General features: G+C 34.7%; 26 protein-coding genes and 1 tRNA gene. 14 read left to right on the top strand and 13 right to left on the bottom strand.

The window, feature by feature from the left end; translation table 11 throughout:
* Positions 1-48: 48 nt before the first annotated feature.
* The gene (locus tag FFWV33_RS08800) at positions 49-765 is read right to left on the bottom strand and encodes a DUF4290 domain-containing protein (RefSeq protein ID WP_108740561.1); all 717 of its coding nucleotides are present in this window, start codon (positions 763-765) and stop codon (positions 49-51) included.
* A gap of 91 nt (positions 766-856) precedes the next feature.
* A complete protein-coding gene (locus FFWV33_RS08795; protein ID WP_108740560.1) occupies positions 857-1,141 on the bottom strand; it encodes a DUF493 family protein in 285 nt (94 codons plus the stop codon).
* Positions 1,142-1,291: 150 nt separating this feature from the next.
* Between FFWV33_RS08795 and FFWV33_RS08790 the strand changes: the two genes are divergently transcribed.
* The 5 genes from FFWV33_RS08790 (at position 1,292) to FFWV33_RS08770 (ending at position 5,824) form a co-directional block, all read left to right on the top strand.
* Complete coding sequence (locus FFWV33_RS08790) at positions 1,292-1,837, top strand: AAA family ATPase (protein WP_108740559.1); 546 nt, start codon at positions 1,292-1,294, stop codon at positions 1,835-1,837.
* A gap of 14 nt (positions 1,838-1,851) precedes the next feature.
* Positions 1,852-3,747: a RecQ family ATP-dependent DNA helicase gene (locus FFWV33_RS08785; protein WP_108740558.1), complete on the top strand. Its 1,896-nt coding sequence runs from the start codon at positions 1,852-1,854 to the stop codon at positions 3,745-3,747.
* A complete protein-coding gene (gene fmt / locus FFWV33_RS08780) occupies positions 3,747-4,694 on the top strand; it encodes a methionyl-tRNA formyltransferase (RefSeq protein WP_108740557.1) in 948 nt (315 codons plus the stop codon). The genes FFWV33_RS08785 and fmt overlap by 1 nt, the downstream gene beginning before the upstream one ends.
* Before the next feature lie 175 nt (positions 4,695-4,869).
* Positions 4,870-5,142, top strand: a complete 273-nt coding sequence (locus tag FFWV33_RS08775) for an HU family DNA-binding protein (RefSeq protein ID WP_108740556.1) — start codon at positions 4,870-4,872, stop codon at positions 5,140-5,142.
* Positions 5,143-5,263: 121 nt separating this feature from the next.
* A complete protein-coding gene (locus FFWV33_RS08770; RefSeq protein ID WP_108740555.1) occupies positions 5,264-5,824 on the top strand; it encodes a YqgE/AlgH family protein in 561 nt (186 codons plus the stop codon).
* Positions 5,825-5,906: 82 nt separating this feature from the next.
* Here FFWV33_RS08770 and FFWV33_RS08765 read toward each other — a convergent pair whose 3' ends face one another.
* Positions 5,907-6,743, bottom strand: a complete 837-nt coding sequence (locus FFWV33_RS08765; RefSeq protein ID WP_108740554.1) for an aminotransferase class IV — start codon at positions 6,741-6,743, stop codon at positions 5,907-5,909.
* Positions 6,744-6,798: 55 nt separating this feature from the next.
* Positions 6,799-7,191: an START-like domain-containing protein gene (locus FFWV33_RS08760; protein ID WP_108740553.1), complete on the bottom strand. Its 393-nt coding sequence runs from the start codon at positions 7,189-7,191 to the stop codon at positions 6,799-6,801.
* A gap of 150 nt (positions 7,192-7,341) precedes the next feature.
* Here FFWV33_RS08760 and FFWV33_RS08755 point away from each other — a divergent pair.
* Positions 7,342-7,415, top strand: a tRNA-Met gene (locus FFWV33_RS08755).
* A gap of 800 nt (positions 7,416-8,215) precedes the next feature.
* On the opposite strand, the gene FFWV33_RS08750 is transcribed toward FFWV33_RS08755, so the two are convergent.
* Entirely contained in the window at positions 8,216-9,490 is a 1,275-nt protein-coding gene (locus FFWV33_RS08750) for an IS1380 family transposase (protein ID WP_108740552.1), read from the bottom strand.
* A 347-nt stretch (positions 9,491-9,837) separates the two neighbouring features.
* On the opposite strand from FFWV33_RS08750, the gene FFWV33_RS08745 reads away from it, so the two are divergent.
* The 3 genes from FFWV33_RS08745 to FFWV33_RS08735 all read left to right on the top strand — a co-directional run bounded on the left by FFWV33_RS08745 (position 9,838) and on the right by FFWV33_RS08735 (position 13,622).
* On the top strand, positions 9,838-10,845 hold the full coding sequence (locus FFWV33_RS08745; protein WP_108740551.1) for a helix-turn-helix domain-containing protein: 1,008 nt from the start codon (positions 9,838-9,840) through the stop codon (positions 10,843-10,845).
* Positions 10,846-10,928: 83 nt separating this feature from the next.
* On the top strand, positions 10,929-13,067 hold the full coding sequence (locus FFWV33_RS08740) for a catalase (protein WP_108740550.1): 2,139 nt from the start codon (positions 10,929-10,931) through the stop codon (positions 13,065-13,067).
* Positions 13,068-13,250: 183 nt separating this feature from the next.
* A complete protein-coding gene (locus FFWV33_RS08735; protein ID WP_108740549.1) occupies positions 13,251-13,622 on the top strand; it encodes a hypothetical protein in 372 nt (123 codons plus the stop codon).
* A gap of 97 nt (positions 13,623-13,719) precedes the next feature.
* On the opposite strand, the gene FFWV33_RS08730 is transcribed toward FFWV33_RS08735, so the two are convergent.
* From FFWV33_RS08730 to FFWV33_RS08720, 3 genes are all read right to left on the bottom strand, one after another.
* On the bottom strand, positions 13,720-14,250 hold the full coding sequence (locus FFWV33_RS08730; protein WP_108740548.1) for a hypothetical protein: 531 nt from the start codon (positions 14,248-14,250) through the stop codon (positions 13,720-13,722).
* Positions 14,251-14,277: 27 nt separating this feature from the next.
* On the bottom strand, positions 14,278-15,837 hold the full coding sequence (locus tag FFWV33_RS08725; RefSeq protein ID WP_108740547.1) for an AsmA family protein: 1,560 nt from the start codon (positions 15,835-15,837) through the stop codon (positions 14,278-14,280).
* A 97-nt stretch (positions 15,838-15,934) separates the two neighbouring features.
* The gene (locus FFWV33_RS08720; protein WP_108740546.1) at positions 15,935-16,477 is read right to left on the bottom strand and encodes a type 1 glutamine amidotransferase domain-containing protein; all 543 of its coding nucleotides are present in this window, start codon (positions 16,475-16,477) and stop codon (positions 15,935-15,937) included.
* A 515-nt stretch (positions 16,478-16,992) separates the two neighbouring features.
* Between FFWV33_RS08720 and FFWV33_RS08715 the strand changes: the two genes are divergently transcribed.
* Genes FFWV33_RS08715 through FFWV33_RS08700 form a run of 4 tightly spaced genes read left to right on the top strand, consistent with a single transcriptional unit; the run spans position 16,993 to position 18,540 of the window.
* On the top strand, positions 16,993-17,259 hold the full coding sequence (locus tag FFWV33_RS08715; RefSeq protein WP_108740545.1) for a YtxH domain-containing protein: 267 nt from the start codon (positions 16,993-16,995) through the stop codon (positions 17,257-17,259).
* A gap of 31 nt (positions 17,260-17,290) precedes the next feature.
* The gene (locus FFWV33_RS08710; protein WP_108740544.1) at positions 17,291-17,680 is read left to right on the top strand and encodes a hypothetical protein; all 390 of its coding nucleotides are present in this window, start codon (positions 17,291-17,293) and stop codon (positions 17,678-17,680) included.
* Positions 17,667-18,002, top strand: a complete 336-nt coding sequence (locus FFWV33_RS08705; protein ID WP_108740543.1) for a hypothetical protein — start codon at positions 17,667-17,669, stop codon at positions 18,000-18,002. The genes FFWV33_RS08710 and FFWV33_RS08705 overlap by 14 nt, the downstream gene beginning before the upstream one ends.
* A 13-nt stretch (positions 18,003-18,015) precedes the next feature.
* Complete coding sequence (locus FFWV33_RS08700) at positions 18,016-18,540, top strand: hypothetical protein (protein ID WP_108740542.1); 525 nt, start codon at positions 18,016-18,018, stop codon at positions 18,538-18,540.
* On the opposite strand, the gene FFWV33_RS08695 is transcribed toward FFWV33_RS08700, so the two are convergent.
* Positions 18,541-19,506, bottom strand: a complete 966-nt coding sequence (locus FFWV33_RS08695) for a substrate-binding domain-containing protein (protein WP_245891714.1) — start codon at positions 19,504-19,506, stop codon at positions 18,541-18,543.
* A gap of 241 nt (positions 19,507-19,747) precedes the next feature.
* Here FFWV33_RS08695 and FFWV33_RS08690 point away from each other — a divergent pair, with 241 nt between their 5' ends.
* Complete coding sequence (locus FFWV33_RS08690; protein WP_108740540.1) at positions 19,748-20,200, top strand: NanQ anomerase/TabA/YiaL family protein; 453 nt, start codon at positions 19,748-19,750, stop codon at positions 20,198-20,200.
* Positions 20,201-20,386: 186 nt separating this feature from the next.
* Here FFWV33_RS08690 and FFWV33_RS08685 read toward each other — a convergent pair whose 3' ends face one another.
* From FFWV33_RS08685 to galK, 4 genes are all read right to left on the bottom strand, one after another.
* Positions 20,387-22,075 carry a sodium/sugar symporter gene (locus FFWV33_RS08685; protein ID WP_108740539.1) on the bottom strand — a complete coding sequence of 563 codons (1,689 nt, stop codon included), beginning with the start codon at positions 22,073-22,075 and terminating at the stop codon, positions 20,387-20,389.
* Between the two features lie 271 nt (positions 22,076-22,346).
* Positions 22,347-23,363: a UDP-glucose 4-epimerase GalE gene (gene galE / locus FFWV33_RS08680; RefSeq protein ID WP_108740538.1), complete on the bottom strand. Its 1,017-nt coding sequence runs from the start codon at positions 23,361-23,363 to the stop codon at positions 22,347-22,349.
* An 88-nt stretch (positions 23,364-23,451) separates the two neighbouring features.
* Positions 23,452-24,501, bottom strand: coding sequence for a UDP-glucose--hexose-1-phosphate uridylyltransferase (locus FFWV33_RS08675; protein WP_108740537.1), 1,050 nt, complete (start codon positions 24,499-24,501; stop codon positions 23,452-23,454).
* Positions 24,502-24,508: 7 nt separating this feature from the next.
* A complete protein-coding gene (galK, locus tag FFWV33_RS08670) occupies positions 24,509-25,675 on the bottom strand; it encodes a galactokinase (RefSeq protein WP_108740536.1) in 1,167 nt (388 codons plus the stop codon).
* Between the last annotated feature and the right edge of the window lie 99 nt (positions 25,676-25,774).

Below are 25,774 nucleotides of genomic sequence, written 5' to 3'. Positions count from 1 at the left end.
TTTGTTTGTTTTTAGTTCTTTTTTAAAACAGTAACCTAGCAAATGATGCTATTTTTGGTTGTTGTTTTTGGTATACGGTCGTTTGCTGTTTTGATTCTTTTTATTGGTTTGAATCTTAGGTTGCGTACTTGTATTAATTTTATTTGACACTCTTTTGTTCGTGCGTAGCAAATCGGTTGTGTTCAACAACTCTTCATCACTTTGAATCAAATTCAATGTTCCGCCAGATAACTCATATAGATGTTCAAAAATCACATCATCCTTCACAGTATCTTTGTTCCAACTCAAATATGATTTTTTCATGTGGTTGGCAATAACTTTCACCAAAGCACTTTTCATATCTCCTTCTTCCCATTTATTAGCAACATCAATCATGTACTTGATATTGTTACCATAATACCTGTATTTTGGATAATTTTGAGGATATTCCAAAATATCTGGACGCAACTGCAAAACCTCTCTTGACGGAATAGGATAAGGTGATTCTACATCCAATTTAAAATCAGACATAATAAACAATTGGTCCCATAATTTGTGCTGAAAGTCAAGCACATCACGCAAATGCGGATTTAAAGTTCCCATTACTTGAATGATATACTTTGCCGCTTTGTTGCGTTCTTCTGCGCTCTCTATCGCCGTAGCTTGATCGATCAGTTTTTGTAAATGACGACCGTACTCTGGTATAATTAAATGCGTTCTTTCGGCATTGTACTCCAAGTGGTGTACAACATCATTTGCATTTTCTTTTTGGTATTTTGAATTCATAAGTGAATTAAATTTTGAATCAAAGCGCTCGCTTTTATGGGTACAAATAGCTTTTTTTTGGCAGTAAGCAAACCACTATTCTTAGGCTGTTCTATAAAGACACAATACCTTCAATTGCAGACAGTTCAATGTATTTCTCAATAACTTCTTGAGGATTTTTCATTTGAACATCTACAGAAACACTAGTAAACCTTCCTGTTTTTGATTGTGTAGTTTTGATAACGGCTCCCATGCAGTCAAAAGCATTTTCTACTTGCTGCACTTTTTCTACCGTTGTAGGAACTATAAATTTGTATAAATATAATGCGGGCCATGAAGAACTTCTCTCCAACTCCGCTTTTAATCTTTCATAGAATTCTTCTGACTTCTTATCCATCCTTTGTATAAAATATAAGCAAATATACGTTTTCAAATGGAAAATAATAACTATACCTTCTGATTTTTTGTCAAAACTAACATAATATGAGGGCTCATTTTTTTTAAAATACCAAATAGTTTCATTAATTTTGAACCTTATTTCAAAACTGTGCAAAAAAACATAATCGTACTCATAGGAGGACCTGGAACAGGAAAATCATCAATTCTTAATCAATTGATAGATAAGGGCTTTTGTTGTTATCCCGAAATTTCGAGAGAAATAACACTCGAAGCTAAGAAAAACGGCATCGATCAGCTATTTTTAGCAGACCCATTACTTTTTAGCAGACTCTTGCTAGAAGGCCGTCAAAAACAATATGAAGGAGCATTACAAGAACCTCATTCAAATGTGTTTATTGATCGTGGTGTGCCTGATATATTGGCTTACATGCATTTTATCAACCAAGATTATCCTGAGAATTTTACAACTGCTTGCGAAGAATGCAAGTACACCAAAATCTTTATGCTTTCTCCTTGGGAAGAAATTTATAAAATTGATGACGCTCGATACGAGACCTATACTGAGGCAGAAAAGGTACATCAATGTATTGTAGATGCCTATAGAAGTTTTGGCTATGACCCAATCGAGGTGCCACAAGACAGCGTAGAAAACCGTGTCGATTTTATATTAAACGCACTTGAAGATATACTGTAGTAAAAGCAAATAGCATGTCTGAAGCCTTAGAAATCCTCAAAAAATACTGGAAACACGATAGTTTCAGACCGCTCCAAAACGATATTATTGATTCTGTTTTGAGTGGCAAGGATACCTTTGCCCTGTTGCCTACGGGTGGAGGAAAATCCATTTGCTTTCAAGTACCAGCGTTATTATCGAAAGGGATTTGTCTTGTCGTTTCACCATTAGTTGCTTTGATGAAGGATCAGGTTGCCAATTTGCAAAGCCGCAACATCAAGGCCATTGCACTTACAGGCGGTATCCACTCTGAAGAACTAATCAATTTATTGGATAATTGCCAATACGGAAATTATAAATTTTTATACCTATCTCCAGAACGGCTTCAATCGGACTGGATTTTGGAACGCATTAAAACACTAGACATCAATTTGATCGCCATCGACGAAGCTCATTGCGTTTCTCAATGGGGTCATGACTTTCGACCTGCTTATTTAAAAATATCCGATTTAAAGGATCACTTTCCAACAGTACCCTTTTTGGCTTTAACGGCCTCTGCTACCTCACGTGTAAAAGAGGATATCATTTCCGAACTAGGACTTGAAAACCCAGTTCTCTTTCAACAGTCTTTTGCTCGAAAAAATATTGCCTACATGGTATTTGAGGCTGAGGATAAACTTTTTAAAATTCAACAAATTTTAAAGAAAAATCCACAACCTTCTATTATTTATGTTCGAAATAGAAAATCTTGTTTAGAAATCTCCTCGCAATTACAATCCTTAGGTTTTAAGGCGACTTACTACCACGGAGGACTTAAATCGAAAGAAAAAGACAAAAACATGGCCTTGTGGATGGAAGAAAAAGCACAAGTAATTGTGGCCACAAATGCATTTGGAATGGGAATTGACAAGGCGAATGTAAAAACCGTAATCCATATCCAGTTGCCTGAAAACATGGAAAATTATTACCAAGAAGCTGGAAGAGCTGGACGAAATGAAGAAAAAGCATTTGCTGTTTTACTTACCAGTCCATCAGATGCGATAAATGCTGAAAATCAGTTTATAAAAAACCTGCCCGACAAAGCGTATCTAAATCTTATTTACCGAAAACTGAATACCTATTTTCAAATTGCTTATGGCGAAGGAATTGATGAAAAATTCAGCTTCAACCTCAATCACTTTTGTGTCAAATATAATTTTCCCGTTCTTCGCACCTTCAATGCTATTCAGTTTCTAGACCAACAAGGCATCTTAACATTAGCACAAGAATCTTCGCAAAAAATAAGTTTACAGTTTATTATTTCATCCAAAGAAGTGCTGCGTTACCTTAGTTTAAATCCCAACGACGAAGAGATTATTTTAGCAATCGTACGCACCTATCCTGGGGTTTACGAAATAGAGACCGCTTTCAACTGTTCCTTAATTGCTAAAAAATCCCAACGAACAGAAAAACAAGTCTATGCTGTGCTCGAAAAATTACACGAGAAACAAGTCATTGATTTTCATTCGAAAAATAATGATGCCGCAATCACTTTTAATGAAATTCGAGAAGATGAACGCACTATTAGCCGTGTCGCAAAGTATCTTGAGAAGCAAAATACACTAAAAAAAGAACAATTAGCCTCTGTATTGCATTATATAAAGGAAGAGTCAACATGTAAAAGCAAATTGATCTTATCGTATTTTGGAGAAAAGGAGTCCGAAAATTGCGGTATTTGCTCCTATTGCATTACTCTAAAACCGAAAGGTAAAGACCTAAAGGTACTACAGCAACAAATTATGCTGCTATTAAAAGGAGAACCGTTGAATTCAAGAGAAATACAAAATAAAATAAATACAAGCCCAGACGCGCTTATCTTTGCACTGCAAGAATTACTTGCCAACGAAACTATCAGTATACAACCCAACAATACCTATACCTTAAAATTATAATGGAAAAATTACGAATTGTTTTCATGGGAACTCCCGAATTTGCAGTAGGAATCCTTGATACTATTATTCAGAACAACTATACCGTGGTAGGCGTGATCACAGCTGCCGACAAGCCAGCTGGTCGCGGACAAAAAATAAAATATTCAGCCGTAAAAGACTATGCACTTGCCAATAATTTACCGCTATTGCAACCTACTAATTTAAAAGATGAAGACTTTCTTGCCGAATTAAAAGCATTGAATGCCAATTTGCAAATAGTTGTAGCGTTTAGAATGTTACCGAAAGTGGTTTGGGAAATGCCATCACTAGGAACCTTCAACCTGCATGCTTCTCTCCTACCAAATTACCGTGGTGCCGCTCCTATTAACTGGGCTATAATTAATGGTGAAGCAAAAACAGGCGTAACCACCTTTTTTATCGATGATAAAATTGATACCGGTGCGATGATTTTGAACCATGAAACAGCAATTGATCCTAATGAGTCTGCAGGCGACTTGCACGATCGCTTAATGCACCTAGGTAGCACAACTGTGGTAGAAACTTTGGCCATCATTGAAAAAGGCGATGTACAAACGACGATTCAAACCGAAACTGCCGAAATTAAAACGGCTTATAAATTAAACAAGGACAATTGCAAAATTGACTGGACAAAAAAGGCAACCGCCATACACGATCACATACGCGGATTGAGCCCATACCCTGCCGCATGGACTACGATAGCAGACAAAAATGAAGAGTGGAATGTAAAAATCTACGAATCTAAAATTGTTACAGAAGAGCATGAAAATGCTGTAGGAACAATCTTATGCACCAAGAAAGAAATGAAGGTTGCAGTAGAGGACGGATTTATTGAAATCATAAGTCTTCAGTTTCCTGGCAAGAAAAGAATGAAAACTGCCGAATTATTGAACGGAATAAGTTTTACGAGCGAGGCAAAAGCTTTTTAACCCCCAAAAACATTGGACGTTACGTGAATCCCAATAAAACGAGCCTTATTTATCAACAAAAAAACTAAGTTATCAACAAATCAGGTCGAAATAATTGAAAACGCTTGCATGCTAGGGATTTCCTGCTAAATTTGTATAGTAAGAAATCTTTAACCAACATTAATAACTTTACATTATGAACAAGTCAGAATTAATCGATGCTATCGCTGCAGACGCAGGAATCACTAAAGCAGCTGCAAAATTAGCTTTAGAATCATTTTTAGGTAACGTAGGTGATACGTTAAAAAAAGGAGGTAAAGTATCTCTAGTAGGTTTTGGATCATGGTCTGTATCTGCAAGAGCTGCAAGAGATGGTAGAAATCCTCAAACAGGAAAAACTATCCAAATTGCTGCTAAAAATGTTGTGAAATTCAAAGCTGGAGCAGAACTAGAAGGAGCAGTAAACTAATTAACAGTTTTGCTTTATAGAAACAAAACCTTCCTATCGGAGGGTTTTTTTATTTAATTTTATTGCTAAATTTGGTTTTTTTTTATTTTTTTTCTTAAATTTAATAAAAAATTACAGCATTATGACTTCAGAAAAATTAATAAAAGGACAACTACTTATATCTGAGCCTTCTATAATTGGAGATGTATCATTCAACAGATCTGTGATTTTATTAGCAGATCATGACAAAGAAGGATCAGTAGGATTTATCATCAATAAACCTTTAAAGTATACCATACACGACCTTGTACCCGAAATTGATTCTAAATTTAGAATCTATAATGGTGGTCCTGTTGAGCAAGACAATTTATATTTTATCCACAATGTTCCGGAATTAATACCTAATAGTGTAGAAATTTCAAACGGAATATATTGGGGTGGTGACTTTGAATCTGCCAAAGAATTAATTAACGAGGGTATTATTAACAAAAATAATATTCGTTTTTTCTTGGGGTATTCAGGATGGAGAGACAATCAATTGGAAACAGAGATGCATGCTAACTCTTGGATAGTAACGACCAACATTTACAAAAACAAAATTATTGGTAAGTCCCCTACTCATTTCTGGAAAGACCAAATTAAAGAGCTTGGCGGTGATTACCTCATTTGGTCCAATGCTCCAGAGAATCCGTATTTAAACTAATACCATAAATCTAGAACATAAAAAAAAGGAGAACTACAGTTTTTACTGCGCCTCCTCTTTTTTACTATTCTATGTAAATTAATTACGAATTTATTTGATCGTTTAACTTTTCGATTAAAAGTTCCGCCGTCTCCGTATTGAAATTTTTCTTTCTGTATTTGGTTATTGGCTGAATCCCCTTGATTACATTGGTTATAAACAACTCATCTGCTTTTTGAAGATCAAAGGGAGATATTACCTCTTCTACAAACTCGATTATAGCTGTTTTTTTTGCAATGGCAATTATCTGCTTGCGCATAACACCATTCAAACAACCCTCTGCAACTGGTGGCGTAATCAGTTTATTTCCTATTCGCATAAAAATATTTCCCTGAATTGCTTCCACCACATTCTTACTATCATTTAACAATAGGCAGTTATCAAGTCCGTTTTCATGGGCATATATACTTGCGGTCGTATTGAGCATCCTGTTCGTCGTTTTTATCGAAGACAACAATTGCTTGGTGATATAGAAATCTTTGAATAGATCTACTTCATAGTCCGCCGTAGGTAGTGAATACAACTGCTGATCGAGTGCGCTAGCGTGTATAAGGAAAGATACTTCGTTTGTGGTTGGCAAATAGTACCCACCATCGTTTCTACAAACCGTTATGCGTACCCTAGCAGATGCTGAGCAACCGTCGGCAGTTGCTACCATTAGTAATTGCTCCTCAAAATACTCCATTGTAAAGTTCATCGGAATCTCCATACGCACGACGCGCATAGAAGCCATCAATCTAAAATAATGATCTTCTAAAAAAAGAATAGATCCTCTTACTACTTTTACAGTTTCAAAAACCGCATCACCATACAAAAAACCACGGTTGGTTGTTAGTATATTGGCCTCATCAGCCAGTATCGTTCCATTAAAATTAATCATAAAAAAAGCCCTGAATTTTGTTCAAGGCAAATATAAGTTTTAATATAGTATTATACTAGACAGAACCTAGTAGATGTTTTAAATCTGAGATTTGATTCTCCCACAACAACTTTGCTTCGTCTACTTCATCAGCATCAGCAAAATCCACCACCATAAGTGATACATCTTTTGTCAACTCATCGACAAGAATATGGATTTCAAAAAACAAATCTGTATCCTTGTTATTGTCATCGACCCATTTGAATTTTACTTTTTCACCTGATTTCTTAGAGGCAAGCCTTGCTTTCTCTTGTGAATCATCCCAGATGAAGGTAAAAAACTCTCCTCTAGAATTTACATTGTCTGCAAACCATTCAGACAAACCAGACGGAGTCGAAATATATTGGTACAACAACTGTGGAGATGATGTGATAGGAAACTCTATTTCGTAACGTATTTTCTGATCCATGAGGTAGTAATTTTTTTTCGAATATATACATTATATGCCCGATAAAAAAACGTTTTTAAAAATATTTTTTTTTCTTTGATTTTTGCTTGCGTGCTTTAATAAAAGTTTTATATTTGCACCCGCAACGAACAACAACCGATCGTTGCATTTGGCGAGGTAGCTCAGTCGGTTAGAGCGCAGGATTCATAACCCTGAGGTCACGAGTTCAAATCTCGTTCTCGCTACAAGAACAAACCCTTAAGCATCAATTGTTTAAGGGTTTTTTATTGGAATAAAGTTTGATAAAACTGCAGTATTCTGTTATTTCAAACCTCATAAATCACTGAAATTGTTTAAGAGATCATTCGCCGCGGCGAACTCGCTACAAAATTAAACCCTTAAACAACAATTGTTTAAGGTTTTTTTTTGCGATAAAGTTTGACAAAACTGCAGTATTCTGTTATTTCAAACCTAACAAATCAATGAAATTGTTCATGAGTTCATTCGCCACGGCGAACTCGCTACGGAAAGAAACCCTTAAACATCACTCATTTAAGGTTTTTTTTTATTGTGCTTTACTTTTTTTTAATTCCTATATCTTCCATTCTATTCTTGCTATTAGGTAACTGATTTTGATGTTCTGCGTATAATTTTATTTTATTCTAACGAGATTTCTGCTTTCACTTTCGAAAAAAAAGAATTCGATTTCACATAAATTCCTTCCGAAGCAGCGTTGGTTTCTAAACAAATAACCATTTTTTTGATTACCTTAAATCCGCAAGCCTAAAACAAATTAGTTTTGCGGATTTTGTTTATGCATTATTTATAATTTTCGGTTTAATAACTACCTAAAAAAATGTTTATCAGGTTTTACCATAATCCATTTTATGGCAATCTACGTAAATTCATTTTTTACTTTGAAGAACGCTATGGGTATAAGTTAATTTATTTCAAATAAAACATAATATATTGATATATAGTGCTTAAATTTTAGCAATCAAACGTAATTATCCCAATTTAGTATAAATATTCAAAATAAAAACAGTTAAATCAGTAACTGATAGGGTTTGTCAGTGAAGAGTTTTAATGTTTTTTGACCACCTTTTTTAATCCATTTAAAAGGAACAACCACAAATCGGAAGATGAATTTTTTTAGACGGAAATTCTTTTCTATGAAAGGGATTTTATGAGCTATTTTTTCTATAAAATACAAATAAAAATTTCGACACATTGCTGTAATAAGCATATAAACGGTGTTTTCCTCTAAGAATGAAAAAGGCAAATTCCCCCAACCAAAATCATTATTCATTTCATCAAATATTTTTTCAGAACCACCTCTTTGATTGTAAAAGCAAACCACTTCTTGGTCGCTCATTTCATTGTCATTGATTATTATTGCTCTATAAATGAAGTTATCTCCTTGAAAAACATCTATTTGACTATTCTTATTAGCCTCTCTACTTACTACATATCTATAAGTTTTATTTCCGTTGAAAGGTATGTAGTTGACACTAGCTACTTCAAATTCTTTAAAGCCGATGGTTACTTTTTTCCATTTCTTAACAGCTTTAATAGTCTCATTGAGTTCAGAACAGCGTTGCGCACGAATATAAAACAATTCGCTGTTTTCTTGCACAACATCAATAACAGCCTTGGTAAAAGAACCACAATCCATTCGGCTTCTTTTTACACTAATATTGTTAGATTGCAGCATTTTGTAAACATTAGAAAGCGTTTCTTCTTGCTTGAATTTTACATTACAATTGCCATTTCTATTTTCTAAATAAACAATGTTTTTTCCAATAGTTGCAATACCTGGAAAATAACCTCGTAGTTTTTTATAGCCTTTCTTCGCGTCATATTTTTCACAAGCAATAAATTGATTATCAAAATCTAAGTCATAACTTTTTCCTTTTTCTAACTGATTGGTTAACAATAGAATGGATAGGTTTAATTTATTTAAAAAGGGATGATTACTAAACTGATTTTCAACGTTATTTTTACTCAAATGAATTTCTTTGACCAAACTAAGTTCTTTTTGGAGACGCAAAATGGTGTCTGCCGAACAAATTTTCATATTCAAAACATTGGAAAGTTCTGATTTTAAATTTGTTTGAATATCCTCGGCACAATCACCTCCAGAGAACAAAATCATCCAAATATTTTTAATAATATCGTGATATTGGTAAGTGGTTAATAGTGAACGGCTTCCTAAAGAGGATGTGATTAGTTTAGGTAATTCTAATTGATCGAATTCGGAAGATATAAAATTTAATCCGCCAAATGAGTTGATGTTTTCTAAGGATGTTGTAATTTTCACCTTGCTACGAGTTTCACTAAATTTAGTGAAATTTCAGGGAAGAAAAATGCCTTTAAAGCATTGTTTTTATTGGCTTTTTATTCTTCCTGTTAATAAAGCTTGCGGATTTAAGGGATTACTAAAAATACTTTTTAACTACTTTTTTTCTTTTCGAATTAAAAGTTTATCAGGCAATTGAATGGTTATAGGCCATCAAGTATATTCCTTTTTTTAGTCAATTCTCATTATATCCTTAAAATTCTATAACCCAATATCAAAATTATGTAACAGTTTTCAAGGCAATCCTGCGCAACTTTGTAACATCAAAATTCAAAACTAGCGCTCACTGACCATTTTAAATTCAAGACATGAAGACTTTATCCATAATTTCGAACGATATAAATGAATTATTTACTGATTTACAACGTCAGTTAGGAGGACAATTGGAAGTAAAGTCAAATGAATTTCAGCTTCAGATTGACAATGAAATAGCAAAAGGACGCATCTCTGGGATTCCGGTTGAAAATGCTATTTTATATATGGAATATGATCTCGTTTTTCATGAAGACCTATCTATTCTATACAAAATTGACCAATCAAACTCTGTATATTTTGGATATTGCTCACAAGGAACGATAAAGCAAAGCACTGGAACTGGGGAAGACACTAAAGAAATTGAGGCTTTCCAGACGATCATATTTTCAAATACCGATCAAAATAAAAATGCACTACGCTTTTCTGCCAACGAGCACATTAAATTTTCGATTGTAATTGTAGACGCATTATCTGTGTCAGATCATGAACTTCGTTCCCAATTAAAAAATACTTTTCTAGACTCGACAAACAGTCAAGCTTTCTCGTACGTAGGTTCGCTTAATCTTCGAATTTTCGACAAAATACAATCCTTAAAAGCTATTAGCGAAGATGCTTTGGTTCGAAATTTATTGACCAACAGTACTATTTATTTGATTTTAGCTTTAGAAATTGAACAACATAGATTGGACACAATGACCAATGATACAGCTGCATTTCAACTGAATCAATACGAAATGAAGATGGTCAAAGAATTATCTGATTCCATTATAAAGCATCCTGCTATGCCTTATAGCATTAAATATTTGAGCAAAAGATCAGGTTTATCACCTTTGAAACTTCAAGAAGGTTTCAAAATTTTACATAATAGAACGGTAACTGACTTTGTACGTAATGCGAGGGTCGAAATTGCCGAAAATTTAATTCGAACTTCAGAATTAAATATTTCTGAAATTGTCTACACAATAGGACTCACTAGCAGAAGTTATTTTTCGAAAATATTTAAAGAAAAGTACAATTGCTGCCCAAAATACTATCAAAATAGATCGGCATTGTCACTCTAAAACAGTTAACTATTCGCAATTAAACCGAATACTAGTAAAGCATACGCAAACAGCAACTTTATCAACTCATAAAAACTTGTAACATGGCTACGAATAAAAAAGAAAATCTAGGATCTGCAAAGACAGAGGCTCTAAAAGCTTCTGAAAAAGACAGCACTGGCAAAGTGATGACCACCAATCAAGGATTGAAAGTTAATGACACCAACAATTCTCTGAAATCTGGAGAAAGAGGCTCTACCCTTTTAGAAGACTTTTTATTGCGTGAAAAAATCACCAGTTTTGACCACGAGCGCATACCTGAGCGTATTGTGCATGCTAGAGGAAGCGCAGCACATGGCGTTTTTGAACTTTATGAAAGTATAGAACAATATAGTAAAGCTGGAATTTTTACCGATGTGAAGAGAACAACTCCAGTATTTGTTCGATTTTCTACCGTAGCAGGATCAAAAGGTTCACCAGATCTTGCACGTGATGTGCGAGGATTTGCTGTGAAATTTTATACCCAAGAAGGAACTTGGGATTTGGTTGGAAACAACATGCCTATCTTTTTTATCCAAGATGCTATAAAATTCCCCGACCTGATTCACTCTGTCAAACCAGAACCAAACAAAGAAATTCCGCAAGCTGCATCAGCCCACGATACATTTTACGATTTTGTTTCGCACACCACAGAAACGCTCCATAACCACATTTGGGTGATGAGTGACCGTGCGATTCCGCGTAGTTTTAGAATGATGGAAGGATTTGGTATTCATACCTTCCGTTTAATTAATGACAAAAACGAATCTCATTTTGTACGTTTCCATTGGAAACCAAAATTAGGGGTTCACTCTCTTACATGGGATGAGGCCGTAAAAATAAATGGTGCCGATGCCGACTTTCATCGTCGAGATTTATGGGATGCCATTGATGCAGGTCAGTTTCCAGAATGGGAATTGGGTGTACAAATTATTCCGCAAGAAGACGAGTTCAAGTTCGAATTCGACTTATTGGATCCTACCAAATTAATTCCAGAAGAAATGGTTCCGGTAAAAATTATCGGAAAAATGACACTGAATAAAAATCCAGAAAACTTCTTTGCAGAGACAGAGCAAGTTGCATTTTTGCCAGGTCATATTGTTCCCGGAATTGATTTTACCAATGATCCTTTGCTTCAAGGTAGACTATTCTCCTACCGCGACACGCAGTTGTCACGACTAGGTGGACCAAATTTTAACCAAATTCCGATCAATCGTCCTGTTGTTGAATCACACAATAACCAACGCGACGGAATGATGCAAACCGAAATTAACAAAGGTCAAACTGCTTATTTCCCTAATAGTTTAAGCGGAGGATGCCCACATTTAGCTAAAATGGCCGAAGGTGGATTCCACTCTTATGAAGAACGCATTGATGCAAAAAAAATAAGAACAAGAAGCGCTAGCTTTAACGATCACTTCTCGCAACCAGCCCTTTTTTATAGAAGCTTAGCCAAATGGGAGCAACAACACGTAGCAGATGCGTACACCTTTGAATTGGGTAAATGTAATCATGATCACATAAAAGAGCGCATGTTATGGTTAATTGCCGAAATCGATGAAGATTTAGCAAAAAAAGTAGCAAAAGGTCTTGGACTTGAAATTCCGTCAGACATTGAGCGACCTATCAATCAAGCCATTGGAGCCGATGCAAATATAGAGGAGCAACAACCACCAAAAAAGAAAAACTATCTAGACAGCGCACCAACCTTAAGTCAAGCCAATACTAAATTTGACAGTATTGTTTCTCGAAAAATTGCGGTCTTGGTTGCCAACGGTTTTTCGATGAAAAATTATAAAGCAATGGCAGATGCATTAGAAAAAGAAGGTGCCGTTTTGAACTTGGTCGCGCCTCATGGAGGAATGGTCACTTGCGACGCAGGCATGAAGCACAAAGTAGATGCTGCCATAATGACTACCGAAAGTGTTTTGTTTGATGCTGTGTATATTCCTGGTGGAAAAGAGTCTGTAAACGAGCTTATGGGTGAAGCTAAGTTTTTAAAATTTATTAACGAAGCCTTAAAACACTGTAAAGCAATTGCCGTGGACGGAAAAGACAATGCATTAATCGATAAAACATATCTAGCAAAATTCAAAGATGATGCGGCAGTATTGATTGACGAAAAACCAGATGCTTTTATCAACGCAATAAAACAACACCGTAACTGGGATAGAAGTGAAAAAGTCAAAGAAATTCCAGCCTAATACTAACATACGACTGCAAACTGCTTATATCAAAATGAAATTTACTTCTCATTGAAACTATAAGCAGTTTGTTTTTTTATACTATTTCTATTTTCGAAAAAGAGATTATACCGCTATACATAAATTATTGAAGTAATTCTATTTTTCGAAAAATCTAAGTCTAATCATTAAAAATCTAAAATCATGATCAACGAATATTCAAAACACGAAAAAGACTATATCGAAATCTATCAAGAAAAAGGATATACTAGCAATTTCTATTTTAGAGAGGGAACACTTTTTAACAGCGATACAAGTGAAGCATACCAACCTAGCAACTTGCACATTGTAGCGCAACACCGCTACGAAGGTATGAGCAATCCAGAAGATTTATCTATTTTATATGTCATCGAAACGGACTCAAACGAAAAAGGAACAATGTTATTGGGCTATGGACCAACAGCTGATTTGGAGCTTTCTGAGTTTTTTGCTGCCATTCCCGAAAATCAAATTTCTAACCGTGAAGATATCAACGCCATCATGGAAAATGCTATTAAAGATCACGATAAAGAATAAGCACCTGTGCTCCACTAAAAAAATGCCTTTACCTTCTTAATGAAAGTAAAGGCATTTTTATGTGCTCGATTTATGATGTTTACGGCTATTGCAAGGACTATTTTTCCTCTTTTTTATCAACTGCTAGCGGATGATCGTGATTTTCTAAACCCACAATTTCGATCATATTTACAATGGTATTGTAAAGCATCAAAACTACAACTATTAACCCTGAAGTTAGGATACTCGAAATTGTTAGTGAGGTATAATACAAATAATTGTACCAGTATGTTGGCACTGCATCTGTCTCGGTTATAGGTAAGTTCAAGAGCATAAAAGATACAATTGAAGCTATAAATACCGCCGTATCCCACTTCGCTATTGCCAGTACATGAAAATAATGATCTCTTTTGAGTTTGGCTCTAGAATTGGAACTAATGCCTAAAACCGTCAGTAATAATGCCAAGATAGTTGCTGATGCGAGAGCAATGGTATTGCATAAGGTATTGACACCCGATAATGATTTCTGAATAAGGACTTTGGCCTCGTAGCCGCTTAATTTTCCCAGCACCAAACTCCCCAGTAGCATGATGGCAAGCGAGATAACACCTCCTATTATGGCTCGCTTATGATTTGTATTCCTGTTCATCTCATTCTATTTTATTTTAGTTAACTATTATTTCTCTTTCTCACCATTGCCCGTAAGCGTACTTACGACACCGCTTTTGACACTAATCCACAAATAATTAAAAAATGATTTTGTCTGATCTCTTTCTGCTTCAATAGTACCATATCTAAAATCTGCTTTGGAGTCGCCTTCAGAATCTGATTTAAAAAATAATGAACCAATAGCTGTCAGCAGTTTGTTGACTTTGGAACTATCATTTTGCAAAATATTAAATTTAAAGTTATCATATTTCATCTTCATTTCGCCATTTGAAACTGATTTATTGGCTTGAAATTTGAAATACATTTCATCTATTTTTCCTTCTGAAACAACATTCATATTCGGTTTTAAAAACGGATTCAAGATAGAAGCAGGTAAATTTTTGAGGGAACCCGACACCCATAATGCATTATTTTTATTATTTACATCAAAATTCCAATGAAGGTTCAAAGGCGCTTGCTTCATAAATTTTGCTTGTACATCAATTTCGGTTTTAGCAGCATCTTTTGCATTCGAAATAGACTTAACGGTTGCCTGAACTGAACTAAAAGTCAATTCGCCAGCCTTGTTCTCTGAATCTACCAACTCGGCATAGGATATAAAACCATCTTCTATTGTAGTCTCTTTTACCAATAAGTCAAACGGTAGTTTGCGCAACGATTCACTGTACAAAGGCTTTTTGCTTAGATCATCTGCCACTAGCTTGTCTCTGTAAACCTGTAAATTTACTTTTTGCAACTGCATTTGATCTACAGCAACCTGAAAACGATTTTTGTCTCTGTTTAATTGAATATGCTCTAAATTAATTTTCGGAATATCTAACGCTACATGGTCCCGTTCGAATTGTAAAACATTTGACAAAGCCGCCTTGGAATAGGATGGACGAATATGAAAACCCGTGACCCTGGCATTTCCTTCATCAATTGTGAGTTCATCAAAAATGAATTTTTCGAAAGGGCTATTGTTTGTGCTAATGTGTTTGCCCTTAAATTTGAAATTTTTAAAATCGAAAGGTAATTTGTGTTTTGTTTCTGGACCCAATTCGATATCTGAAATGGATAAATCATAATCCACCACTGTAGTCGCAATATCGTTTGCAGCAGCATCTAGCACTACCAAGCTACCTCCTCTAATTTCCAGTTCCTTAATTGCTATCACTTTCTTGCCTTTGGTCGAATCGGCTTTTTTATCAACTTTATCTCTTCTGGTAGGATCATGAGTTATTTTTGGTTGTACTAAAACTATTTTTCGAAAAGAAATACGATCGTTAAAAAGTGCATCCCAATAGCCTAATCCTTTTAATTTTACAGCTTTAACTTTGAAGAACGTATGTGTTTTTGTTTTATCTTCTGATCGAACGGTTATAAATGCATCGTGAAGACTTACGTTCCCAAACACTACATTTAGATCCAGATCAGTATACTTTAAAGCTATGGTTGCTGGAATTTTTTCTTCTAAAATTCGAGTTACTTTACTCTTCGCCCAAAAATGCACGCCTACAAGTACGGATAGCATCAAAACAACTAAAATTAGAATCTTCTTCGCTTTTTTGTTGTTTATAAAATCCATCTTTTTTATTTTAATTAAGAACAGTTATTCAGTTATATGAACAAAAAGAGGAGCATTACACTCCCCTTTTCTTTTTATTTTGCTAAAGGGCATTTGATTAATGTTTCCCTTCTAGTACTTCTTCGATAATTTTATCTACAAAGGCCGGTAAATCACCAGGATTTCTACTAGTGATAAGTCCGTTGTCCGTCACCACTGATTCGTCTTTCCAATTTCCTCCAGCATTGATAACATCTTGTTTGATGCTGTTGTATGAAGTAACCGTTTTACCATCAATCACACCTGCACTTATAAGCAACCATGGCGCATGACAAATTGCAGCTACTGGTAATTTGTGATCAAAGAAACTTTTAATAAACGAAAGTGCATCTTCATCGACACGCAACAAATCTGGATTGATAACACCACCTGGTAGAACCAAAGCATCATAATCAGAGACATTGGCATTGGTTACCAATTTATCGACTGCGATGGACTCACCCCAGTCTTTTTCGTCCCAGCTCTTGATTTCACCTTCTTTAATAGAGATGATATGAACCTCTGCTCCTTCTTTTTTAAGACCGTTATAAGGTTCAAATAATTCTGATTTCTCAAAGCCATCGGTAGCTAAAATTGCTATTTTTTTATTCTCTAGTTTCATAATATACTGTTTTAAGATTTTCTATTTCGCAGTAATCGCGATTTGTGCTTTTACTACAATGATAAAGGTATTCAACTCTTACGAGCTTGCTGTGCTCTATCCGTTTTTTGATTAACTGTAATGCATTCGATACAAAAAAAGCACTATTCACAAACTCTATAAAAAACATGTCCCTCCTATTTATGCCAATCCTATACGATTTATCAAACTTCTAATTACTAAAATACATGCTTTTACCTCGCCTATATGTAGCATCATAATAGGTATAAAGAAATCAACACTAATGATACTATTAAGAATATAACGCTACTGAAAACTTAAAAATGCAAATTGTATAAACGTTCCTGAATATTGTGTAATAAAAAAAGACTGCTTGCGTCGTTACTTTGTACTGTAGCCAATTGGTAAAGAAAATACCAACAATTGACTGCTGAAAAAAACATCAAAAAGAGAGTGTTCTTTTTGAGTTTTACTTTTAAAATCTAAAAATATAATAACAATAAAAAACAAACATCATGAAAACAGGTAACACAATTATCAGCGTATTAGGAGGAGTAATAGTAGGAACAGCTTTGGGAATTTTATTTGCTCCAGACAAAGGAACAAACACTAGAAAAAAAATCAAAGAAAAAGGTAATGATGCCAAAAATGATGCAATGAGTAGCATCAACGATTTGTTAACTAACATGTCTGAAAAGTGCAATACTCTAATCGAAAAAGGAGAAACTTTGGTTCAAAACGGAATCGAAACTGCCAAAAAAGAATTGGACGCTATTAAATAATTCGAAGATTAAAAAATAGAAATTTAGGAATATGGAAACAATTGCAGCAAACATAGAATCGCTTTATGAAAAAGCAAAAAGTTATGCCGAGGTCAACGTGGAATTGATTAAGCTAACAGCCATTGATAAAACGGCCGACGTAGTGTCGTCCTTATTAGCACGATTATTAGTGATATTGGTTGTTGCAATGTTTGTCCTATTTCTAAGCATTAGTATGGGTTTATTTTTGGGCGATGTTTTAGATAGTCCTTACTTAGGATTTTTGGCTGTAGCAGGATTTTATTTGGTATTTGCTTTACTATTCCACTTTAGAAGGGACCAAATTGTAAAAGTGCCACTTACGAATGTCATCATTGCAAAATTATTGAAAAGCAAAACAACTACTAACAATTCTAAAGACACTCAAAATGGCAGCTTATAAAGATCAAAACCTAGCATTAGACAACTCGATAGCGCAGTTGTTGGTGGAGCGTGAAATCAAACTCAATGCGCTCAAAAGACAATTAAATATGACTTTTGAAAGTGTAAAACCAGTTAATATTTTGAAAGACACCTTAGCTGATTTTAATAAAGCTCCAGAGGCAAAAGCCGATATTTTTCAATCGATCTTAAGTATTTCAGGTGGGTATTTGACCAAAAAATTAGTAATGGGAAAATCAAATTCCATTTTCAAAAAAGCCTTGGGATATGTCGTGCAATACGGCCTAACCAAATTTATATCCAACAAAGTAAGTACACACTAAATATAACCCCAACATGAAAAAAACCACTACCCTAGCACTACTATCTTTGCTTTTTGCGACTGTGCATTCTTACGCACAAGACAAGAGCAATTCATACCAACGCAATTTTAAATATGGAGTTGGACTTTCTACCGGCTTACCTTTAAACGATCCTTATCAGGTGAATGTGGGAGCCGATGCGCGAGTTCAATACAATATATCTGAAAACTATTCGCTCACTTTTACCACCGGTTATAATAATTTGAGTGTAAAAGATGGCGCAAGCATTGGTTATATACCCGTGAAAGTGGGATACAAAACATTCCTATTTAGTAATGAATTTTATGTGATGGGGGAATTTGGAGGTGCTTTTTCAGTCACTAAAGATGCAAACGCCAATTCGATTCTTTTTTCTCCGAGTATAGGATACGGAGCAAAATCACTAGACATCAGCTTACGATACGAGTTTTTGAAAGATTTCCCGATTGTGAAAGATAACCAACCCGACAATGGTCTTGCCCAAATTATGGTGCGAGTAGCCTATGGTTTTGATTTGTAATTAATCAATTACATTTTCTTTTACTATAATTTCTAGCGGCATGTATTGTGAGTCCATCTTAGATTCTTGCAATACAAGTTGTTTATATAAGGACGTTATGGCGGTGTAACCCTGTATTTCAGGGTTTTGATTGATCAAGAAATCAATTCCGCCTTTTTTTAAATGGTTTTTATTTTGTTCTAGTAGATCGTAGCCAATTATTCGAATGTCCTGTATGTTATTTTTTTCAAGAAAATCTGCAATGAGATAGGCTCTCGAATTGGGTACAAAAACACTATCAATGCCTTCAAAAATTGTTACATTCAAAGCTTCTTTATCCGAATCTCTAAGCATGATTTCTTTAAATTCAACTTTTGATGCAGTACTATTTTCTTTGAAAAAATCATAGAAACCTTCCATTCTTTGTAAATAAGCCGATGTCGCTTCAATATCACGGGCAATTTTTACAACCAGAATTCGGTTAACATTTTTTTGATTCAAGCTGACTAGCTTACCTGCCAGAAAACCACTTTTGTAGGCATCTTGTCCAAAGTAGCCGTAGGCATCATTCCTTTTTAAATTTGAGTCAACCAATACTACGGGATTTATATTTTCATTGTATTTATTCAAAAAATCTAGAGATTCTTTGATGAATACAGGAGCAAACAATAGCCCTTGGTGGTGCGAAACTAAGACCTCCTGAGCCGCTTTTGCAAAAGATTCAGCATCATAATCGTATAAAAAATACCGCATTTCTACACCATAACTAGCATATTCATTAGCTGCTTTTTGAATTCCGAGTACATGCTTGTGCCAGTATTCTACATGGTTATAATTGGGTAAGAGAACTGCAAAAACAAACTTTTTATTAAAGGCCAGATTACTCGCGAAAACATTGCGTTTGTAACCATGCTCTTTTATAATCGCATTTACTTTATCTACATTTTCCTGCGCTACCTGTCCACGTTTGTGAATTATTCTGTCCACTGTACCGGTTGATACATTGGCAAGCCTTGCTATTTCTTTTATTGTTATGATAATGGTAGGTATTGGCGTTGTTGTTATTTACTCAAATTTTCAATTGATTTTTCAAATTTAAGAATTCAAACTGAGTAATTATCTATAATTTAGCATTTCCGTGTTCGAACACTGAAAAAATTTCGTGCAGTAGCAAAACTGCTCCTTTTCGAATAAAAAAACCTAATACGTAACTATAAAACTTAATTTTATGATTGTAGATAGTTTATCAAATGCTACTAAATATGCAGCGTTAAACCCTAATTTTCAAGCTGCTTTTGACTTTATTGCTCAAAACGACGTAGCCAACCTAGCAGATGGCGTAATTACCATTTCAGATCAATTGCGTGTGATTGTAAACACTGCCGAAGCTAACAGTAATACTGCCGATGCACTACAGTTTTTTGAATGTCACGATCACCATATTGATATTCAGGTATGCCTACAAGGAAACGAAACCTATGCTTGGAAACCAAGAGAAAAATGTACGAACCAAAATGGAGAATACAATACCGAAAAAGATGTGCGTTTTTGGTTTGATGCTCCTGATACTTTTTATAACCTGACGGATAACCAATTTGCAATTTTATACCCTGAAGATTGTCATGCCTCTATGATGGGTACTGGTATCGTGAAGAAACTTATTTTTAAAGTCAAAATATAGATTATAGCAATTGCCTTTTTTCTACTAGAAAGGATTCTTTTCGAAAATTACAAAGTTGATCATTCAATAAATACCTTTCGAAAAAAAGTCTAAATACCTTTATAACATCTTAAGATTACACCATAAAAAAAAGCTCCCTACATTTTAAATGAGGGAGCTTTATAATTTTATAATAGATTCTGTATTCTACCAGAAAACAGAATAAAGAGCTACTAGTAATCCAACAATTAGTAAACTTCCTGCTAAGAAAGCACTATTCACTTTGAACATAGAAGAATCGATTTCCAATCCTTTAGTTTTAAGACCACGTTTTTGATCAATTAAACTGATACCTATCATCAAAACTACACAGATTACAAATACAAATCCCATTCTGTCAAGAAACGGAATCTCGTATAAACTAGTACCATCTTCTTGTGGAACTAATGTAGAGAAACCAGTACTGCTCAAGAATTCTAAGTTCATGAATTTAGGTAAGAATTTAAATACTACTGATAAAATGAAACCACCAATTGTAGCAAACATCGCTGCATTTGAACTTGTTTTTTTCCAGAAGAAACCTAGAATAAACATTGCAAAAATACCAGGGCTTACAAATCCACTGTACTCTTGGATAAATTCAAATCCACCTTTTTTGTCAATACCTAAATGCGGTGCAATAATCACGGCGATAAGCATAGCACCAACAACAGCCATTTTACCAACACGTACCATTTTTAATTCACTTGCATCAACATCAATTTTCTTTTTGTAGATATCAAGTGTAAAAATTGTAGAGATACTATTTACTTTACCAGCCAAAGAAGCTACAACAGCAGCAGTCAAGGCAGCAAAAGAAAGTCCTTTTAAACCAACAGGCAATAAGTTTAACAATACAGGATAAGAACGGTCAGGATTCAAGATTCCATCAGCTCCTAACATTTCTGTTTGTAATCCTCCTTTTGTGTAAATAACATAGGCAGCAATACCAGGTAAAACTACGATAATTGGCATTAATAATTTTAAGAATGCAGCAAACAAAATACCACTTCTAGCCGTTTTCAAGTCAGCTCCCAATGCTCTTTGTGTAATGTATTGATTACATCCCCAGTAGTTTAAGTTCACAATCCACATACCTCCAAGAAGTACAGTAAGACCTGGTAAACTTGGGAAGTTAGCATTATCTTGTTTAAAAATCATGTGAAAGTGATCACCTGACTGTGTGTACATGTAGTTGAAACCTTCTACAAATCCTGTTTGTCCGTTTAATTCGGCTACTTTATTAAGTGCTAAATAAGTTGTCACTAACCCTCCGAAGATTAAGAAAACAACTTGAATAACATCTGTATATCCGATAACCTTCATTCCTCCAAGCGCAATAATGATAGCGAAGAAAGCAAGTGCATACATACACAAATCTAGGTTAAGACCAGAGATTCCGTTGATAGCCAATGCTCCAAGATATAAGATTGATGTTAAGTTCACGATTACATACAATAGTAACCAAAACACAGCCATAATCATCGCTACGTCTCCGTTATATCGTTGGCTCAAGAACTGAGGCATCGTAAAAATTTTGTTTTTCAAGTAAACCGGTATAAAGAATACGGCAACAATGATAAGGGTAATAGCGGCCATCCACTCATAGGTTGCAATGGCAAGACCCATTTTAAATCCGTTTCCAGACATAGCGATAAACTGCTCAGAAGAAATGTTTGATGCAATTAAAGAGGTTCCAATTGCCCACCAAGTAAGAGATCCTTCTGCCAAAAAGTAATCATGTGAAGCAGAATGAGAGGCGGTTTGTTTACGTTTGTAAATCCAATAGCCGTATCCAGAGACTATAAAAAAGTAAACGAGAAAGACTAAGTAATCGGTAATTTGTAAGGTGTTCATAAGATTTTTTTTTGGTTTTTAGTTTAATTATATTTAGTTCAATTTTTAGTTTCAATCTCAAGTGGCTTGCTCAGCACTTCATCATCTTCAATCTTTTGAGCAATAATCCAATAATTTGCTACTTATATTCTGATAATATTACAGATAGCAAAAAAAAACAATAAAAAGGCGTGCAATAATACAAAAAACATTCTTCAGAAAATGAATTTTCTGCTTTTTTATCACCTGCACTTTCCTATTTCATTGTTTTTTCAACTTAAAATAAAATAAATTATTTATTTCTAATCTTAGTTTCCCATTTCCAAGCACTGTCCATGGCTTCATCCAATGATGATTCGGTTTTCCAACCTAGCACATTATTAGCTTTGTCAGTACTTGCATACGCTTGGGTAACATCACCTTCGCGTCTAGCAACAATTTTAAATGGAAAAGGTTTATCGCTTACTTTTTCAAAACTCTTAATTACTTCAAGAACAGAGCTACCTACTCCAGTTCCTAAATTGAATGTTTCTACTTTTTCTGCATTTTTTTTGTCAAGCAAACGTTGTAAGGCTACTACGTGTGCTTTTGCAAGATCAACAACATGAATATAATCACGAATACAAGTTCCGTCAGGTGTAGGATAATCATCTCCGTATACCATCAATTCTTTGCGTAAACCAATACCGGTTTGAGTGATAAAAGGAACTAAGTTTTGAGGAACTCCAATTGGTAATTCTCCAATCTCTCCAGAAGGATGTGCACCAATTGGGTTAAAGTAGCGTAATAAAATAGCATTAATCCCGCTCACTTTAGCCACATCTGTGATAATCTCTTCTCCAATTTGTTTTGTATTACCGTAAGGCGACATTGCCGGTTTTATTGCAGCATTTTCGTCAATTGGCATTACATCTGCTTGTCCATAAACGGTACATGAAGAGCTAAAAATAAAATTAGCGTCGTCTTTTTTCTGTAATTCTTGTAACAAATAGATCAAAGTCGAAATATTGTTTTCATAATACAACAAAGGATTTGTAACACTCTCTCCTACTGCTTTTGATGCTGCAAAATGAATCACACCTGCAATATCTGTGTATTTTTCGAAGAAATTTTCAACAGCTGCCTTTTCTCTTAAATCTAATTTTTCGAAAATTGGTTTTTTACCTGTAATAGCTACAATTCCGTTTACAACATCCTCAGATGAATTGGATAAATTATCAATGATCACTACCTCATAGCCTACATTTTGTAATTCTACTACTGTGTGAGACCCAATAAAACCTAAACCCCCTGTTACTAATATTTTCATAGCTTCTACTAATTATTATTTTTATTAAACTGTAATTTGCTTGTCATCATTGCAATTTGCTTGCATTGATGACAAACTTACTACATAATTATTTAATTTTATAATGAACATCAGATAAGTCTCTCAACATTTGAGCACTTTTTTCTGCCGTAATATCTCTTTGAGACTCTCCCATCATTTCGTACCCAACCATAAACTTTTTAACCGTTGCCGAACGCAACAATGGCGGGTAAAAATGCATATGGAATTGCCATTCTGGATGATCCAAACCATCTGTAGGCGCTTGATGAATTCCTGATGAATACGGGAAAGAAGTTTCAAAAAGATTATCGTACTTGATCGTTAATTTTTTTAATATTACTGCAAAAGCAGCAACCTCATCCTCTGTAAAATCACTAATTTTGGTTACGTGACGTTTGCTAATGATCATAGTTTCAAAAGGCCAAACTGCCCAGAAAGGTACCAAAGCAGCAAAATGGTCGTTTTCAACTACGATGCGTTCTCCCAAGGCCAATTCTTTTTGTAAATAATCAACCAACAAATTACTACCGTGTTTTTTGTAGTATTCTTGCAAGTTATTTTGCGTTTTTTCTACCTGCGTAGGTAATGACGATTGCGCCCATATTTGTCCGTGTGGGTGTGGATTACTACAACCCATAACACTCCCTTTGTTCTCAAAAATTTGAACGTGGTTGATATAGTCAATTGCGCCAAGCTCTACATATTCTTTTTGCCAAGTTTTAACAACATCTTCAATGGTATTTAAATCCATTTCTGGCAATGTCAAATTGTGTTTCGGTGAAAAACAGACCACTTTTGAAATTCCTTTCTCTGGTCTTGCTTTAAAAAATGTATCGCTTCCGTTATCTACAAAATTAATTTCTTCTTGCTTTAGCGCTGCAAAATCATTTTCGAAAACAAAGGCACTAGTATAGTTCTCATTTGTAACCCCGTTTGCTCTTGTATTTCCAGGACATAAATAACATTCTGGATCATACTCTGGACGATCATCGTTTGCAACAGCTTCTTTTTGACCTTGCCATGGTCTTTTTGCTCTATGTGGTGAAACTAAAACCCATTCGTTTATAAGTGGATTGTATCTTCTATGCGGATCTTCGTTTATATCAAAATTTCTCATATTCTATTTAGTTTTTATATAGTGATGTACCGTTTGATACTTTTACATCATGTATTTTTAATTCGATTCCAAATTTGTCCATGTACAGCTTAGCAAACTTTGCTTTTACTTCTTCTTCACTTCCTTTTTTGACCAAGGTAATGGTGCAACCACCAAAACCACCACCCATTAAACGGGATCCGATAACTGTCTCCTCCTCTTTTGCTAATGCAACCAAATAGTCCAATTCCGCACAACTTACTTCATAATCATCTGATAAGCCATCGTGCGTTTCAAACATTAGTTTTCCTAATGTCAAAATATCTCCATTGTCCAAAGCTTCACAAGCTTGAATAACGCGTTTGATCTCTTTTACCACATACAAACATCTGCGGTATACTTTATCAGTCATTTTTGACTGAAGACTAGTTACATGATGTACCTCACAGTCTCTAAAACTTGTGATTTCTGGATAATTGGCTTTAATGATATCCAAACCTTCACCACATTCAATACGACGGGTATTGTACTCAGAGGTAAACAAAGAATGTTTTACATTACTATCAAACAGTATCAACGAATAGTCTACAAAATTTGCTTCGTGGTATGTAAAGTCTAATGTTTTACAATCAATTTTAATCACTTTATTCTCTAGTCCCATAACACTCGAAAACTGGTCCATGATCCCACAGTTGATACCAACCCAGTGTTCAGCACTTTGTCCCATTAAAGCAATATCGATAGGTTTGATTTCAAGATCAAACAACTCATTTATTCCGTATAAAAAACCACATTCAAGTGCCGCAGACGAAGACAATCCAGATCCAGTTGGAATATTGCTACTGAAGGCACAATTGAAACCTTGAATAGCAAAACCTTTTAATTGCAATTGATTCAGCACGCCACGTAGGTAGTTGGTCCAAACATCATCTGTTAATTCTTGCTTTGCAGTCACATCGATTGTAAAACTCTCATTCAAATCTATAGCGTGAATAGTTGCTACATTTGAATTGTTTTTTTCGAAAGCAAAGCAAATTATCTTATCAATCGCAGCAGGCAATACATAGCCATCATTATAATCAATATGCTCACCAATGATGTTGATTCTTCCTGGCGAAAGCACAATAGTTTCTGCAGAATTGTTAAATGTTTTTTGATAGAAAGCCTTCGTATCTTTAATTAAAATATCATTCATTACAGTATTATTTTGTAGTTAGTTATACGTTATTTTTGGTTTTAGTTTTATTTCGAAAATAAAAAAATGCACTACTATTTTGATGAGTTTCAAATGATA

The sequence above is a fragment of the Flavobacterium faecale genome, assembly GCF_003076455.1.
In the GTDB taxonomy this organism is placed as follows: domain Bacteria; phylum Bacteroidota; class Bacteroidia; order Flavobacteriales; family Flavobacteriaceae; genus Flavobacterium; species Flavobacterium faecale.
Note: the sequence above shows the minus strand (reverse complement) of the source record. Positions and strands in the feature narration are given on the sequence as shown.